This is a genomic window from Cellvibrio polysaccharolyticus, assembly GCF_015182315.1.
Classification (GTDB): Bacteria; Pseudomonadota; Gammaproteobacteria; order Pseudomonadales; family Cellvibrionaceae; genus Cellvibrio; species Cellvibrio polysaccharolyticus.
The window spans coordinates 1,430,820-1,446,908 of sequence record NZ_PRDL01000001.1 but is presented as its reverse complement, the minus strand read 5'-3'; the positions used below and the strand labels follow the sequence as shown (position 1 = coordinate 1,446,908).

At 52.1% G+C, this 16,089-nt stretch carries 14 protein-coding genes; 6 read left to right on the top strand and 8 right to left on the bottom strand.

The genetic code is table 11. From position 1 onward, the window contains the following. Window positions 1-3: 3 nt before the first annotated feature. The gene (locus C4F51_RS06165) at window positions 4-897 is read left to right on the top strand and encodes a mechanosensitive ion channel family protein (RefSeq protein WP_193908128.1); all 894 of its coding nucleotides are present in this window, start codon (window positions 4-6) and stop codon (window positions 895-897) included. Between the two features lie 311 nt (window positions 898-1,208). Here the strand turns inward: C4F51_RS06165 and C4F51_RS06160 are convergent, their stop codons facing one another. Beyond that, the gene (locus C4F51_RS06160; protein ID WP_193908126.1) at window positions 1,209-2,627 is read right to left on the bottom strand and encodes a DUF945 family protein; all 1,419 of its coding nucleotides are present in this window, start codon (window positions 2,625-2,627) and stop codon (window positions 1,209-1,211) included. A gap of 244 nt (window positions 2,628-2,871) precedes the next feature. Between C4F51_RS06160 and C4F51_RS06155 the strand changes: the two genes are divergently transcribed. The 3 genes from C4F51_RS06155 to C4F51_RS06145 all read left to right on the top strand — a co-directional run bounded on the left by C4F51_RS06155 (window position 2,872) and on the right by C4F51_RS06145 (window position 7,198). Continuing rightward, window positions 2,872-3,606 (top strand): peptidase, encoded by a 735-nt coding sequence (locus C4F51_RS06155; RefSeq protein ID WP_193908124.1) that lies wholly within the window; start codon window positions 2,872-2,874, stop codon window positions 3,604-3,606. Between the two features lie 140 nt (window positions 3,607-3,746). After that, a complete protein-coding gene (locus C4F51_RS06150) occupies window positions 3,747-6,287 on the top strand; it encodes a circularly permuted type 2 ATP-grasp protein (RefSeq protein ID WP_193908122.1) in 2,541 nt (846 codons plus the stop codon). Then, window positions 6,284-7,198, top strand: coding sequence for a transglutaminase family protein (locus C4F51_RS06145; protein ID WP_193908120.1), 915 nt, complete (start codon window positions 6,284-6,286; stop codon window positions 7,196-7,198). The genes C4F51_RS06150 and C4F51_RS06145 overlap by 4 nt, the downstream gene beginning before the upstream one ends. Window positions 7,199-7,202: 4 nt before the next feature. Here C4F51_RS06145 and C4F51_RS06140 read toward each other — a convergent pair whose 3' ends face one another. The 3 genes from C4F51_RS06140 to C4F51_RS06130 form a co-directional block, all read right to left on the bottom strand. Beyond that, window positions 7,203-8,192, bottom strand: coding sequence for an alpha-E domain-containing protein (locus C4F51_RS06140; RefSeq protein ID WP_193908118.1), 990 nt, complete (start codon window positions 8,190-8,192; stop codon window positions 7,203-7,205). Next, a complete protein-coding gene (locus C4F51_RS06135; RefSeq protein WP_193908116.1) occupies window positions 8,192-9,640 on the bottom strand; it encodes a circularly permuted type 2 ATP-grasp protein in 1,449 nt (482 codons plus the stop codon). The genes C4F51_RS06140 and C4F51_RS06135 overlap by 1 nt, the downstream gene beginning before the upstream one ends. Window positions 9,641-9,974: 334 nt before the next feature. After that, window positions 9,975-10,613 carry a 2OG-Fe(II) oxygenase gene (locus C4F51_RS06130; protein ID WP_202987631.1) on the bottom strand — a complete coding sequence of 213 codons (639 nt, stop codon included), beginning with the start codon at window positions 10,611-10,613 and terminating at the stop codon, window positions 9,975-9,977. Window positions 10,614-10,840: 227 nt separating this feature from the next. Here C4F51_RS06130 and hemN point away from each other — a divergent pair, with 227 nt between their 5' ends. Next, window positions 10,841-12,241: an oxygen-independent coproporphyrinogen III oxidase gene (gene hemN / locus C4F51_RS06125; protein ID WP_193908114.1), complete on the top strand. Its 1,401-nt coding sequence runs from the start codon at window positions 10,841-10,843 to the stop codon at window positions 12,239-12,241. A gap of 87 nt (window positions 12,242-12,328) precedes the next feature. Here hemN and C4F51_RS06120 read toward each other — a convergent pair whose 3' ends face one another. Both C4F51_RS06120 and C4F51_RS06115 read right to left on the bottom strand, forming a co-directional pair. Continuing rightward, window positions 12,329-13,156 (bottom strand): class I SAM-dependent methyltransferase, encoded by an 828-nt coding sequence (locus C4F51_RS06120; RefSeq protein ID WP_193908112.1) that lies wholly within the window; start codon window positions 13,154-13,156, stop codon window positions 12,329-12,331. Window positions 13,157-13,299: 143 nt separating this feature from the next. Then, window positions 13,300-13,950 carry an OmpA family protein gene (locus C4F51_RS06115; RefSeq protein WP_193908110.1) on the bottom strand — a complete coding sequence of 217 codons (651 nt, stop codon included), beginning with the start codon at window positions 13,948-13,950 and terminating at the stop codon, window positions 13,300-13,302. Window positions 13,951-14,315: 365 nt separating this feature from the next. Between C4F51_RS06115 and C4F51_RS06110 the strand changes: the two genes are divergently transcribed. Continuing rightward, the gene (locus C4F51_RS06110) at window positions 14,316-14,831 is read left to right on the top strand and encodes a leucine-rich repeat domain-containing protein (protein ID WP_235992286.1); all 516 of its coding nucleotides are present in this window, start codon (window positions 14,316-14,318) and stop codon (window positions 14,829-14,831) included. A 110-nt stretch (window positions 14,832-14,941) separates the two neighbouring features. On the opposite strand, the gene C4F51_RS06105 is transcribed toward C4F51_RS06110, so the two are convergent. Continuing rightward, on the bottom strand, window positions 14,942-15,208 hold the full coding sequence (locus C4F51_RS06105) for a PilZ domain-containing protein (protein ID WP_193908108.1): 267 nt from the start codon (window positions 15,206-15,208) through the stop codon (window positions 14,942-14,944). A gap of 120 nt (window positions 15,209-15,328) precedes the next feature. Further along, the gene (locus tag C4F51_RS06100) at window positions 15,329-16,087 is read right to left on the bottom strand and encodes an MBL fold metallo-hydrolase (RefSeq protein ID WP_193908106.1); all 759 of its coding nucleotides are present in this window, start codon (window positions 16,085-16,087) and stop codon (window positions 15,329-15,331) included. Window positions 16,088-16,089 lie beyond the last annotated feature (2 nt).

Sequence of the window (16,089 nt, the reverse complement as noted above, 5' to 3'; positions counted from 1 at the left end):
ACTATGCTGCTGGAAGAACGTTTAAACCATGTCATCAATCAGTATGTTATTCCCTGGGGAATTCACATACTGATTGCGCTGCTGATTTTTCTGGTGGGGCGTCTCGCCGCCAAATGGATATCGCAAGCCGTAGGCAAGGCACTGGGGCGCACCCGTCTGGACGCAACCCTGACCGGCTTTTTGCAATCTATCCTGCAAGTGTTTTTGCTGCTGATTGTTATTGTGGCAGCACTGGATCAACTGGGCGTTAACACCACCTCACTGGTTGCCATGCTGGGTGCCGCAGGCCTGGCGATTGGCCTCGCGCTACAGAACTCATTACAAAATTTTGCCGCCGGGTTTATGTTATTGATCTTCCGCCCTTTCAAAGCTGGCGATTTTGTCGAAGCCGGTGGCACTTCGGGTACCGTGGAAAAAATCAATATTTTCTCCACCATGCTGCGCACCGGTGACAACAAGGTAGTGATTGTGCCCAACGGCGTTATCTACAGCGGCAATATCACCAATTACAATGCCCGACCCACTCGCCGTATTGATATGGTGTTCAGCATTGGCTACAACGACAACATCAAAAACGCGCGCGATATTATCGCCCATCAAATCGCTGCAGACCCCCGTGTTTTAAAACAACCGGCTACGGTGATTGCGGTGTCCGAGCTGGCTGCCAACAGTGTGAATCTGGTAGTTCGCCCCTGGGTAAAAACCGAAGATTTCTGGCCGGTAAAATTTGACCTTACCGAAAAAATCAAAGTCGCTTTCGATGAAGGCGGCATATCCATTCCCTTCCCGCAAATGGATATACATTGGAACCAGCCTTTGCCAGGCAAGCCGCCAACCACCGGGAAAGATTCCTCCAGGCTCGAAGCGGATGACGAAGAAGAACTGCCCGCACGCTGATATAAAATTCCCCACCAAAAAAAACGGCCTGCAATGCAGGCCGTCCAGATCGTTGACAAATTTCGTTGTTCTCAAAACTATACCGCAGGTGCCATTCTGTCCGTTTGCCATTAGAGCAGTTGTTCCAAAAACGCATGAATACATTCCCTGTAGCTCTGACGAGTCATCCCTGACTCGACAGTTTTGGAACAACTGCCCTAACGCCAAACTTGCATTGTGCCTATCCAGGGTTTGTCAGCAGTCTGAACGGCCTGTCAATGCAGGCCGTTTTTTATTAACCGGGTTATTTACCCGGCATATCCACCACAGAATTAATAGCTTTCATCGTCATCATGCTGATGATCGTGATCTTCTCCGTGATGGTGGTCGTGATCACCGTCTTCGTACTCTTCTTCACCCGCCGCTTGTGCAGCCAGTAACGCCGTAACAATTTCCTGCGGAATTTCTTCAGCGCCCACAAATACACGACTGTCTGCAACACGGGCGTTGAAAACATAATTGTCGCCTTCCTTCTGAATGTAGGTGCCCATGTACTGGGAAACCATCAGAATCAACATGGACTGCTCAACCACCGCCGCTGGTGCCGTGACGCGCAAAGTGCTGTTAAACAGCGGCAACCAGTTCACGGTGCCTTCCGGGGTGAACAGTGCACCGTCTTGCAGTTCGTTGGGCGTTACCGCCAGGGTAGCTTCAACCAGGTTGTTGAGATAATTGGCACGAATAACAACATCAAGATCGGTGTTATCGGCTTTGGCCTGACGAAGAATGCTGTAAAACACCTGCTCATTATTAGCGGCCCAGGCTTCCAGATCACCGTTAGCGTCAGTGCTCAGGCTGTTGGAGATTTGCATCCATTGTTCAACCACTTGCGGGTCAAGGCGGTTCATATCAATGTTGTATTCAAAACCGGTAATTTCTACCGGGCCGGCAATACGGGCAATGGAGAACTGCACACTGGTGTCAATTTTGTTATTCACCACTTGCTGCTTCTGAACGATGCTGAAACCTTCGATGGTTCCCGGTACGCCGGATACGGTGAAATCAACCTGCTCGATGGAAAAATCACCGCTACCAATAGACACCACATCCGTCAGGTATTCAACATTGAACTGGCCGTTCATCGGGCTGACACGCACCAGCGGCGCGCCATTTTCAGTCATGGTGAACTCGCCAAGCGCCAGCCCGGCTTCCAGGTTGCGATCGGTGTAACGGCCGCTTACCGACAAGGACATGCCATCCAGCTTGATAGACGCGCCACTTTCGGCATCATCATAATTAACCGGATCAACTTTCCAGGTACTGCGGTAGGTGTTGTTGAAATAGCCACGGGTGACAACTTCACCAATAGTTTCGCCAAAGAGTTTGGTCAGCGACTGGTTGATATCATCATCCGGCGTTACCACCTGAATGGTGGACGCAGACGAAAACAGACCTACTCCCAAACCGCGCAAGAACAGGATTGGCCCGTGCTGCACTTTGCTGTGGCTGTCGATATGGAAAGCCGCACCGTCTGCGCTGCCACCATAGATATAATCCATAGTGACATTAATGTTACTAAAGAAGATGCCCCGATCGTATTCGCGAATATTCAGTGCCAGTCCATTGAGCTGATTAACAGCATCGGCTTCAGCCAGCTGCTGACGAAATTTTTCTTCGCCGATGACACCCACATACCAGGAGGCCGCAGTGTAGAGCACTACAGCGATGAGAATTCCTGCCAGTTTTTTCATGAGATTTCCTTGTTAAGATCCTGCGTCGGATAACAAATATAACAACGTGTTGATGGTTCAGCACATTCAGGCGCTGTTAACGCGCGTCGCGTTATACCGGAAAAGCCGGGGCCGCGAAAGCCCCGTTGCCCTGTCAATACCCGGTATTTGCATCTTCATCACAGAAAGACGTGTTTCATACCTTGACGCCTGCTACAACCAGCTTTTACCCTTGAGCCTCTTTTGTTGCCGGATGTACTGCCTGATGACTTATTGTGTTGCTATTGCCCTTGATGACGGTCTGGTATTTTGCTCGGATTCACGCACCAATGCCGGTGTTGACCAGATCAGCACTTACAGCAAAATGTTTCAACTCACCAACCGTCAGCAACAGCGTTTCGTCGTGCTTTCCGCAGGCAACCTCGCCACCACCCAGGCAGTGATCGCCAAAGTTAAAAAAGACCTGCAGGAAGCGCAAGCCACCGGTTTGAATCAGGTGACGACCTTGCACGAAGCGGCTGAGTACCTGGGTGAACTCAACCGCAATGAACAACAAAAACACAATCAGGGTAACGCCTCCACTTTTGAAGCCAGTTTTATTCTGGGCGGCCAATTACCCGACGAAAAACCGCAGATCATGATGATCTACCCGCAAGGCAATTACATTACCACCTCCAGTGACACCCCTTACTTACAGATTGGCGAGAGCAAATACGGCAAGCCGATTCTGGACAGAATTCTGCACCCGGAAACCTCGCTGGATACCGCCGCGCTCTGCGCCCTGGTTTCCATGGACTCCACCATGCGCTCCAACCTTACCGTTGGCCCACCGATTGAGCTGATGACCTACCAGAGTTCAAAGGATGAGTGGCGCTACAACCGCTTTGAAAAAGACGATGAATACCTGCGCGACCTGAAACGCGCCTGGGATGCCCGTATTGCCGAAGCCTTTCAAAAGTTGCCTGCGGTAAGCTGGAAGGCCGAGCAGACAAACAAGTAACCCGTCTGTGGCGAAGGCCGACTCGTCATAAACCAGCTCGCATCACCCGAGATTGTCGCCCCAAAACTGGAACAAACAGCGTAAAATGCCAAGCTTTATCCTGATCCTGGCGGCGACTTTGTCTGGTTATGAGTCCGGTTATGAACGATTCTGACATTCTGCTACAGCCCGATACCTTCCGGATGCACGTTGGCACCGCCCCTGATGAGGCATTTGCTGCCGATGGCACCATCCACCCGCACTGGCGCTACCTGCTGGATGGCCTGACAGCGCTGGGTAAAACCACCCTGCAGGAACGCCAGGAAAAAGCGCAGCGCATATTGCGCGACGACGGTGCCACCTACCAGCGCTACAACACGCCAGACACCGATGCCACCTGGCAACTCAACCCGGTTCCCTTACTGATCAACAGCGAACAATGGAGTGAAACAGAAACTGCCTTAATCGAGCGTGCAGAGCTGTTCAATTTCATTCTTGATGATATTTACGGCAACCGCGATTTGATTCATCAGGGCATTATTCCGCCGGAATTACTCTTCAGCCATCCCGGCTTCCTGCGCCCCTGCGATCAGGTCAAACTCCGTGGCATGCACCAGTTGATTATTCACAGCTGCGATCTGGTGCGCGATCACGATGGCAAAATGACGGTGCTTTCCGACCGCACCCAGGCGCCCTCCGGCGCCGGTTATGCCCTGGAAAACAGGATCGTCATGAGCCGGGTTTTCCCGAGCCTGTTTCGCGATAGCCATGTGCACCGTATTTCGCTGTTCTTCACCCGGCTGCGCCAAAAATTGCTGGAGCTCAACCCGAATGACGGCCCTGCCCGCATTGTGGTGTTAACACCTGGCGCCTACAACGAAACCTATTTTGAACACGCCTTCATCGCCAATCACCTGGGTTTAAACCTGGTGCAAGGCAATGACCTGGTGGTGAAACAGGGTTATGTGTGGTTGAAATCGCTGGAGGGGCTGAAGCGGGTCGACGTGATTTTGCGGCGGGTTGATGATCACTATTGCGACCCGGTTGAATTGAATGGCAGCTCCCATCTGGGCACCCCCGGCTTGCTTGACGTGGCCCGTCAGGGGCGGGTGGCCATTGTCAATCCGCTGGGTGCCAATGTGCTGGAAAACCCCGCCTGGATGCGTTATTTACCGGCGATTGCCCGGCATTTTCTCGGCCGCGAATTGCGTATGGGTTCGGTGCGCACCTGGTGGGGTGGCAACGCCGATGACCTCGCCTACATGTGTGACAATCTTGAAACCTTATTTATAAAACCCACCTACCGCCGCCCGGGTCTTTATGAAGTCTACGGCGCCGAGCTGGACGCAACGCGTTTGCAAGCCTGGAAAAACCGCATCCTGAAAAACCCGGCCGGTTTTGTCGCCCAGCAATATCTTGCTTGCACCCACACGCCCACCTGGCTCGAAGGCCGTATACAACCCCGCGCCACCGTACTGCGTACCTTTGCCATCGCCAGTGAAAATGCTTATGCGGTGATGGCCGGTGGCCTGACACGGGTAAACCTGGACGCCAATGATCCGGTGGTTTCCAACCAGCGCGGCGCGGTTTCCAAAGACACCTGGATACTCGCCTCCGAGCCGGAAAAAACAGCGGCCCGGGCAACCCGCACTCAACAGGCGCCGATAGAACACCGCCACGAAATTCCCAGCCGGGTGCTGGAAAATCTGTTTTGGCTGGGGCGTTATACCGAACGGGCAGAGTCTGGCCTGCGTTTGTTACGCGCGCTTTTTTTGCAACTGAATCGCAGCGAAACCCTGCCCGATCCGCTATACCGCACGCTGATGTCCGCCCTCACGCATGTCACTTGCACCTGGCCAGGTTTTACCGATCACAGCATTCAGGGCCGCCAGCAAGCCGAGCAGGAAATTGTTTCGCTGTTAAATGATCAGCAGCGTATTGGCAGCATCGCGTTTAATTTGCACGCCATGACCGACGCCGCCGAACAAGCGCGCGAGCAATTTTCCAGCGATGCCATCCGGGTAATTAACGCGGTGCACGACGAGCTGGGCAATTTGAACCGGAATTTGTTGCCCGGCACCTTTTCTGCCGCTGACACCGCGCTGGGGCCATTAATCAGCAGCCTGCTCGCGCTGAGCGGCTGGATGCATGACAATATGATTCGCGGTTATGACTGGTACTTTATTCAAACCGGTCGCTGTATTGAACGAAGCTTGCAGTTAATCAGTGTATTGCGCTCGCTGCTGGTTAAAGTACCCGATACCAGCTTCGAAGACGTGCTGCTGGAGCCTGCACTGCAATGGGCAGAATCGCACGCGCTGTATCGGCGCATGGCACAGGAAGGACTGCGTACTGACTGCTGTTTGGAATTATTATTACTGAACGGCGATAACCCGCGTTCATTGATGTACCAATTTACCCAGCTCTCACTGTATTTCGCGCAATTCCCCGCGTCAGCCAACCGCACCCGGGAGAAAAAATTACTGCTGGAAGCCTCCACCTGTTTGCAGCTGGTGGATATTGCCGCGTTGGCCGCTACCGATGACGGCAACCTTGCCGAGCGAGCTGAGCTGGATGCCTTGCTAAAAAAATTGCACCTTCTGATCACCGCGATTGCAGAAGAAATTGCCCGGCAATACTTTGATCACTCGGCATCGCCGCAAATGCTGGTTAACCAAAGCGAATGGCAGGAGCTTTTGTGAAATACATTATTCGCCACAGCACCCGTTATATTTATCAACAACCGGTCAGCCAGTGTCACAACATCGCCTACCTGCTACCGCGTAACACCTCCCGGCAGACGCTGTTGGAAAATAGCATAGAAACCACGCCGGCCATTGCCACACAACGCATCCGAGAAGATTATTTCGGCAACCGGTTGATTCAGTTTTCAATTGAAGAAGAACACCTTGAACTGGACATTACGGTGGTCAGCAAAATTGAAATTTTGCCCCGCCCTACGTCTCACCTGCTGGATTTCGGCAGCACCGGCGCGCAAGTCAAACAGCGGCTGAACACGTATCAGGATTACGACAACCTGAACGCGCGCGAATTTATGCTGGCATCGCCCATGGTGCCCATTCAGAGTGAATACGCCGATTATGCAGCGGATTGTTTTGCGACAAGTGATTCCGGGGTGGGTTACAAGGAAGAGAGCCGTCCGTTTTTATCGTCAGTGATGGCCCTGACAGAAAAAATATTTCGCGATTTCACCTACGATGCCACCTTTTCCGATGTTGCCACGCCACTTACCGACGTGATGAAACATCGCCGGGGTGTCTGTCAGGATTTCGCCCACCTTGCCATCGCCTGCTTGCGCGCCTCGGGCTTTGCTGCTGCCTATGTGAGCGGCTATCTTGAAACCAGGCCGCCACCCGGCGAAGCCAAACTTATCGGCGCCGACGCATCGCATGCCTGGTTTTCGGTATACGTACCGGGTGAAGGCTGGTTTGATTTTGACCCCACCAATAATGCCTCGGCGGGAGACCACCACATCACCACCGCCTGGGGGCGCGATTACACCGATGTGACGCCCCTCAAAGGTATTATTTTCGGCGGTGGTGACGGGCACACCTTGAATGTCTCAGTGGATGTACAGTTAATTCGGGATTAACCGCTCAAACCACCGCCAGGCGGGGTTCTGCCGACGGTGTATGCACCAGTGGCAAAAACCAGGTTTCGGTAATGCACTCATGCACCCGACCAATTGCCTCTTGTATTTCATCAATATAATCATGCAGGCCCGAGCTCGTCAGTAACTCCCCGACATCGGCCTCACCCATTTTTTTATGAACCTGCGTGGCGACCAACAAGGCCGATTTATGCATCGGCAGTTTTTTCAAACACTGTTCAAGCTCGCGCAGGGAGTGAGCGGCGGCGCGCGGGAAATTTTCATTCTGCAGTAAAAACTTCACCACATCTTTCGCATTCACCCGATCGCGCACATGCTGACGGTACATTTGATAGCCGCTCAATGAACGCAGCACGCTCATCCACATCACATTATTGTAGGGCGATATTTCATCGTCACTACTACCCGCCTCGGATGCTTTGGGCAGCAGGTGCACGAGGCCGGCATCTACAATGCGCGTGGTCATATCGGCGCGCTCAAGATTGCGCCCGATGCGAATAAAATCGTAAGCATCATTGTGCGTCATACAACCGGTGAGCAAACCGGTAAACTGCTGCACCTGACTGATAATTTGCAACAGAATGGCAGAGCGCTCCCGCCGGTTCAGTACCGCCGCGCTTTTATCTTTAATGAAGTGGTATAAATCATTCACCAGCTCCCAGGCTTCCATGGGAATAATTTCGCGGGTGATGCGCGCATTTTCCCGCGCCCAGCTGAGCGAATTCAGCAGTGATGAAGGGTTGTCCTTGTCCATCAACATAAAACGCACCACAGTACGTTCGTCGGCAAGGTCAGTGTCACGATTGAAGTATTCGCCTGTACCACTGATATCAATCAAGGCGCCCCAACCCAGCCGGGTGCCGCGCGGCAGGTCGAGCAATAAATTGGAATTTACGTTAACCAGGCGCGCCACATTTTCGCCGCGCTCCATGTAACGCCCCAGCCAGTAAATACGCTCTGCAACACGGGATAACATTACTTGTCTCCTTCCTGCACAATCCAGGTATCTTTACTGCCACCGCCCTGGGACGAATTCACGATATAAGAACCTTTCACCATTGCAACACGGGTCAAGCCACCCGGCGTTACATAATGCTCCTTGCCTTGCAATACAAACGGCCGCAAATCAATATGCCGTGGCTCAACATTTTTCGAGGTAACAATCGGCGCAGTCGATAATGAAATTAATGGTTGCGCCATGTAATTGCGCGGGTTGGCTTTAATACGGCGGGCGAATTCCTCGCGCTCTTTTTTGCTGGCCTGTGGCCCCATCAACATGCCGTAACCGCCCGATTCGTTGGCCGGTTTAACCACCAGTTTGTCGAGGTTGGCCAGCACATGGTCACATTGCTTTTTATCAATACAAAGATAACTCGGCACATTGGGCAGCAGCGGTTCTTCGCCTAAATAATAACGAATCATCTGCGGCACAAAGGTATAAATCACCTTGTCATCGGCAACCCCGGCACCGGGTGCATTGGCCAGCGCGACATTGCCTTTCAGCCAGGCGCGCATCAAACCCGGCACGCCAATTAATGAATCCTTGTTGAACATTTCCGGGTCGAGAAATAAATCGTCAATGCGGCGGTAAATCACATCCACCCGCGATAAACCGTGAATAGTGCGCATATAAACGCAATCATTTTCTACCACCAGATCGCGCCCTTCTACCAATTCAACTCCCATTTGCTGGGCCAGGTAAGAGTGCTCAAAGTAAGCCGAATTGAAAATACCTGGCGTCAGCACCACCACTTCCGGCCGGTCGATATCACGGGGAGATAAAGCCACCAGCGTGTCGAATAATTGATTGGGGTATTCGGTGACCGGGGCGATGTTGTAGTTTTCAAATAACTCGGGGAACACGCGCTTGGTAACCTTGCGGTTTTCAAGCATATAAGAAACGCCGGAGGGCACGCGCAAATTATCTTCAAGAACGTAAAAGTCACCGCGGTTGTCACGAATCAAATCGCTACCGCAAATATGTGCCCAGACACCGAACGCCGGTTTCATGCCCACGCACTCGGGGCGAAAATTGACCGAGTCGGCCAGCAGCTCTGCCGGTATAACTTTGTCGCGAATAATTTTTCGGTCGTTGTAAATATCGTTGATAAAACAGTTCAATGCAGTCAGCCGCTGCACCAGCCCGTTACAGGTTTTAGTCCATTCGCTTTGCGAGATAACGCGGGGAATAATGTCAAATGGCCAGGCGCGGTCAATATTGCCGGCATCGCTATAAACGGTAAACGAAATGCCCATGGTTTTGATGGCAACTTCGGCAGCGTGTTTGCGCTCCTGCAATTCTTCGCCACTCAGACCCGCCAAATGGCGTGCGAGCTGTCTGGCCACTTTTCGAGGATAACCGGGTGAGCTGATCAGCTCATCATAAAAATTACCCGGCGCGTAAGTCTGCCAATCTATTTGCATAAGAGTTCCCTGATGTTTCCCTCTGTGTAGTATTACTTGCAAAGCGCCTGCCAAGGCGCCTGCCTGCCAATATGTGCAGCAGCGCACAATTGCATAACGCGCAAAAACAAACGTGCCATCGCGTAACGTCAGGAAAGAATTCAGCAGGAACGGATGGGGAACCGGTAACAGATTCCGAATGTGAAGAAAGTTTAGACGCTATCTGCGCCGCAAATGAATTATTTTGGTGCAGCACAGCCCCGGCGCCTGCCCGCTTTCGGGCAAGCACTGTTCAGAAAAAGGCAAGGGGAACCAGGATGTCAGCAGACGCCGTGCAACCGCAGTAGCAGCGTACTCAGAGCGCGCCCTGCGTGCGGAACCAGCCGGCAATGCTTTGGCGCTCACGGCGAGCAACCGCTACTTCGTGCGGAAAGCGTTCACTGAGAAAAATAATCAGTTTGCCGTAATCCGGTGTAACCGTTTCCAGCAAGCAGGTATCGTCATCATTGAATAACAGCAGTTCACCGCCATCGCCAGGCTGCCAATCGCGGTTGAGATAGAGCACGGTGGATAACACCCGATTGGCCTGCAGCGGGCTGGAAAGATTTTTAAAAGCATCCAGATGCTTCTTATAAAAAGCGCCCGGGCCATAGCTGGCAAAATGGCTTTCGTAATCAAACAAGCCCAAAAACAGGCGGCGGTTCAACCCGGCACGCAGCTGTTCCATCCAGTCCAGAAAATCTTGCTGGGTTGCGGTTTCGCCGGTAAACCAATGGATTTTGTCACGGCGAATATCCCGGTTCAGCTGAAAGTCATCCTGCCGGCCAATACCGGCCACTTTCAATTCGTTGTCGGGCAGATCCTGCAGCTCCTGCCAAAGCCGATCGGTCAGTCCGGAGGGCAAATGCAGTGGCAGAATGCGGTAACCGTCACGCACCAGCGCCTCTGCCAGATCGTCCAGCAAGGCTTCGAAATCGTCTGTAATGATGTCCAAAAAGGATACTCGGGAAGGAAAGGAGAGCGGTGCGAAATTTACTACAAATCCTCGCCAGGCACCATGTGCATCATGCCCGCGCCACTAAAAATGGCACCCGGCGTATCTCTTCACTGATTGTTTACCCGCTGCCTTCCGATACCCGGCTTTTTGACACAAGTCAAGAATGGCCGCGGCGTATTCGGCCATGATGCTCACCAGTCCCGTGAGCAACCTTGCATACTCTTATGTCCTTATCTCTGGCATCGTCCCCCCTCGTGTGGGATACCGATTTACTGAAACGTTACGACCTCGCCGGTCCGCGTTATACCTCTTACCCCACAGCGCCGCAGTTCAAAGGCAGTCTGACGTCAGATGATATCAAACGGCTGTTGCAGCAGAGTAATGCCGCAGCCCGCCCGCTTTCTCTGTACACCCACATTCCTTTTTGCGACACGCTTTGTTACTACTGCGGTTGCCACAAGACCGTTACCCGCCTTAAAAGTCGTGCCTTGCCTTATATTCAGGGCGTTATTCGCGAGATGGAAATTCAAAGCCGCTACATTGATCGCTCCCGCCCGGTAAAGCAGTTGCATTGGGGCGGCGGCACACCGACGTATATCAGCACCGAAGAAATGACGCTGTTGATGCAGGCAACCCGGCAGTATTTTCAGCTGCTGGATAATGACGAAGGTGAGTACGGCATCGAGATTCACCCGGGCCAGGTGAGTGCCAGCACTATGCAGCATTTGCGCAACCTGGGCTTCAATCGGGTCAGCATGGGCATTCAGGATTTTGACCTGAAAGTGCAGCAAGCGGTTAACCGCTTTAATTCGCTGCAGGATGTTACCCGGCTGGTAGCCGATTTGCGCCGCCAGCAATTTCAATCCATCGCTATGGATTTGATTTACGGCCTGCCCTTTCAGAACACCCGGTCTTTTTCGGAAACCTTGCACCGTGTTATTGAGTTATCACCGGATCGCCTGTCGCTGTTTAACTACGCACACTTGCCAGATAAATTTAAAAGTCAGCGAATGATTCGCCAGGCAGATTTGCCATCCTCCCAGGAAAAACTGGCGATTTTTCACCGGTCTACCGAGTTGCTACAAGAGGCTGGCTATTTGTATTTGGGGATGGATCATTTTGCCAAACCCGGCGACAGTCTTGGCAAAGCATTGGAAGATCGCAGCCTGCAACGCAATTTCCAGGGTTACTCAACCCATGGTGAATGCGACCTGCTTGCTTTCGGTGTTTCATCCATCAGTGCGCTGCATGATGTGTATTTTCAAAATACCAAAGATCTGGCGGCCTACCAGCAGCACGTTAATGAAGGCCATCTGCCCATAGAAAAAAGCTGCCAGCTGACCGATGACGATCAACTGCGTCGCTATGTGATTAACCAGATTATTTGTCACGGCGAGCTGGATTTTGCGGCGATTGATCAACGTTTTGATATCAACACCATGCTGTATTTCACCAACGAACTTTTTGCGTTGACGCCGATGGTAGACGACGGGCTGATCACGCTGTCATCCAGGGGGTTGCAAGTGAATAACAGCGGGCGTTTGCTGGTGCGCAGAATTTGTATGGTCTTCGATCGCTACCTGCAACAACCGTCTACCGAAATTCGTTACTCGAAAATTATTTAACCTGCCAACTTCTCCATGGTGCGGTAACCCTGCTGGAAACTGCACCATTTCCCCCCAGGTGCCACAAGGATGTGACACCTTCCCCACTCAACTTTCGAAGACAATCGCCGGTAATCGCTCGGGCAGTTTTTGCAAAGAGTAAATATCGTAACGGCTGGACTTTCCTTCCAACTGGTAAGACGGAGTACGACCGGCGAGAAAAGGCGCTTTGCGCGGGCGTTTCACCACCACCCGGCAGCGCGCTTGCTGCAAGGCGGGTCCCAGCAGTGCATCGGAATCTTCATCGGCACCGACTATGTCATGAAAAACTTTCATTTCTTTTTTCACATCGGCCGTTTTTTCGCGCTGCGGAAACATCGGGTCGAGATACACCACATCGGGCTGCTGTGCGCTCACCGGCTGCTGCAAATAAATACCGGAGTCCTGTTCTATCAAACGCATCCGGCTCAGAATATCCAGTAATTGCGGGTCGTTGATGTGCGCAAATTGACGGGCGCGAGCAAAGCCGTTGAGCAACAGCTGCTGCACAACCGGCGAGCGCTCCAACAAAGTAACCGGGCAACCCAGTGAAGCCAATACAAAGGCATCGCGCCCCAGTCCGGCGGTGGCATCGAGAACATGGGGAAATACACCAGCCTTCAAACCCACCGCTTTGGCAATCATCTGCCCTTTACCGCCACCGAATTTTCGGCGGTGATCAACCGCACCTTCGGTAAATTCAACGCGCACCGGCCCCGGCGCTTTTCGTCCGGTTTGTTGCAAGGCCACGCCGGCTTCATCCACCAGTAATACAAACGCACTTTCAGCCCACTCTGCCAGTGATACTTGCGAATGCAGCGGTTGCTGCAAACGTTCGGCAATGGCCGCCGCAAGCGATTCATCTGCTGCACTGTTACATATAACCGGTAAAAACATACTGCCGACTTCCTGAATTTTTTCGAACTACCACAGCGTGTATTTCGACAGAACGAAACCGCTTTTTCAAGCACAAAAAAACCGGTTGCTTGCACAACCGGCTTTCAGGTTTGCGATTTTTATATCGCTACTGATGAGCAACCTTACTGGATTGGAATCAGTTCCAGTTCAACACGACGGTTTGCCTGACGGCCACTGTCGGTATCGTTGCTGGCAATCGGGTAACGTGGGCCTTCACCGTAGCTCTGTACACGGTTGCTGGCAACGCCCTGGGAAATCAGATAAGAACTTACGCTACCTGCACGTTGCTCACTCAGCGTCTGGTTCAGAGATGCACTACCGGTAGAGTCGGTGTGGCCGGTAACGCGAATAGCGGTTTGATTAAACTCTTTCAACACCAGACCCACCGAGTTCAATACTTCGTAGAAGTCAGAACGGATTTCTGCACGGCCGGTAGCAAAAGTAATGTTGCCTGGCATAATCAAATACAGGTTGTTGCCTTCACGGCGCACCTGCACACCGGAACCCTGCAAGCGATTGCGCAGTGCAGTTTCCTGGCGGTCCATGTAGTTACCTACACCACCACCAATTGCACCACCAACCAAAGCGCCCGTCAAAGCACCTCTGCCGCGGTCTTTCTTGCTGGAAGACGCTGCGCCAACTACCGCACCGGCGACCGCACCAATACCGGCGCCTTTGGTGGTGTTGCTGGTTTTTTGATCTCCGCTGTATGGGTCCATCGACGTACAACCAATCAAAGCAAAGCTCATTAAAAATGCGATTATTAATTTCATAAAAAACTCCCGTTATTTGTATCTAAGGCACCAAGGGTCTACTGCCGCTGGAATAAACCGTATTTTACTGCCAAAACGACACTATAGGTGTCATCACTGTGCAAAATTACCCGGAATAGTGCCGATTGGTGATAGGTCACTCAAATACGAATTCTAGTTTTGCTGGCTGAACATTGGCTGAATAAAATAAAATTTTCGACCAAAGACAAACATTCCATCGCTTATTGTGAAGTTAAGCAGCTTTCACTGAAATTGGTAGATATTGGCGTGCTTTCTTTTGTACACAATCCGAGCAACTACTGGCTATTTAATGCCATTAAACGGATACTTGCCTCATTCAGACAGACAGAAAAACGGGAATTATTATGACGGTAAAAGTGCTCGGAAGCCTGATGGCGGCAGGATTAACAACCTTGCTGTTCGGTTGCGGCTACGCAGTGAGTGTGAATGAACGCGTGGTGTATACACCGGCATCGTTATTCACTGATTATAAATTGGCCGACACATTGCTGCACAAATGTGTGGAGCAATCCGTTATTGATCAGCAAGTCACCCAGGCATCGGGGCTGAAGCAATTGAATTGCAGTAATGCCGGCATTCAGTCGTTGGCGGGGCTTGAGGTATTTACCGGCATTGAGGCGCTGAATCTGACCAGCAATGACCTGACCGATGTGAAGGCACTGGCTTCATTAAGTCAGTTGAAAATAGTGTTGCTGAGCAACAACCGTTTGCAGTCGGCAGCGCCTTTATTGTCGCTGCTGAAACTCGAGCAGCTTGATGTAAGCGAAAACCCGGCTCTCACCTGTAATGACCTGACGCAATTGCAACGCAATTATGCAGGCCAGACATTGGCACTTAAAAAGCCGGCCCAGTGCAGTTAACAAACAGTGCAGTTAACAAACAGTGCAGTTAACAAACAGTGCAGTTAATAAACAGCGCAATTAATAAACAATGCAGCTAATAAACGCGCCGCTAATAAGCAGCGGCCCGGTTATCGGAGAAACATTAAACCCAGCGTGTTGCGCAACTGGCGCACCACGCGCATTTTTACCGGCTCCTGATTAATCGGGCCGATGTTTTTTTTGAAACGCACCAGAACCTCTGTTCCAACCGGCGGGCTGTACTGATTTTCAACCTGTACTTGCGCCCCGCCCTCGGATATATCCTTGGTAAAACCAACAATAGTGCCAAAGCCCGGGTGACTCATTTCAACTCTGACCGTAGCAGAGGTACGCTCGTACTGCCGACGCTCAATCACTTGATCTCTCCTTCTGTTACACCAAACCACTGCTCGCGGATGGTATCAGTAACCGCGACCCTATCCGCTATTAATATAGCTACAATCTGGCATTAAGTGCGGAAAAACTGATTATGGCTATTAACGCACCACAAGCCAACCAAAGCCTTCGTCCTGACAGGCGTAAGTGACTTCGGCAATAGCCGCCACTACGCCCGAAAACGCCTGGCGCACCAGATCCGGCGAGTTGTTCTTTTGGCTGATATGCGCAATAACCAGATGCTGTAACAGAGAGATATCCAGGCGCTGTAAAAACCCCACTGCCTGCTGATTGTTCAAATGCCCCCACTGACCACCCACACGGCGTTTGAGTGATGCCGGGTAAGGCCCCGAGGCGAGCATGGTGGAATCGTGATTCGCCTCCAGGATCAGCGCATGGCAGGTTTGATAGGCAGATTCGACGTGAGGAGGAATACTGCCGAGGTCCGTTAACAGACCAAGGCGACGCTGCTCGTGCTGAAGGATGAACTGCACAGGCTCACGGGCATCATGGGGAACAGCAATGGGCGTAATCAGCAGATCGCCAATCATAAAAGGCGCGGTGGTTTCGAGCAGACGCAAGTCGGGCAGCACACCAAAATCGCGGCTTTGCCAAGTGCCGGGCGTCATGTACACCGGCAGTTGGTAGCGACGGGCAAATGCCGCCACACCTTTGATGTGATCAATGTGCTCGTGGGTTACCAGAATGGCAGAAAGTGAGGCAGGAGATTGGCCAAGGCGCTGCAAGCGCGACTCGGCCTCGCGAACGCTGAAACCGCAATCTATGAGCAGTGTGCCACCCGGCCATTCCACCAATGTGGCATTACCGCGGCTGCCACTGCCCAGAGATGCGAAGCGCATAG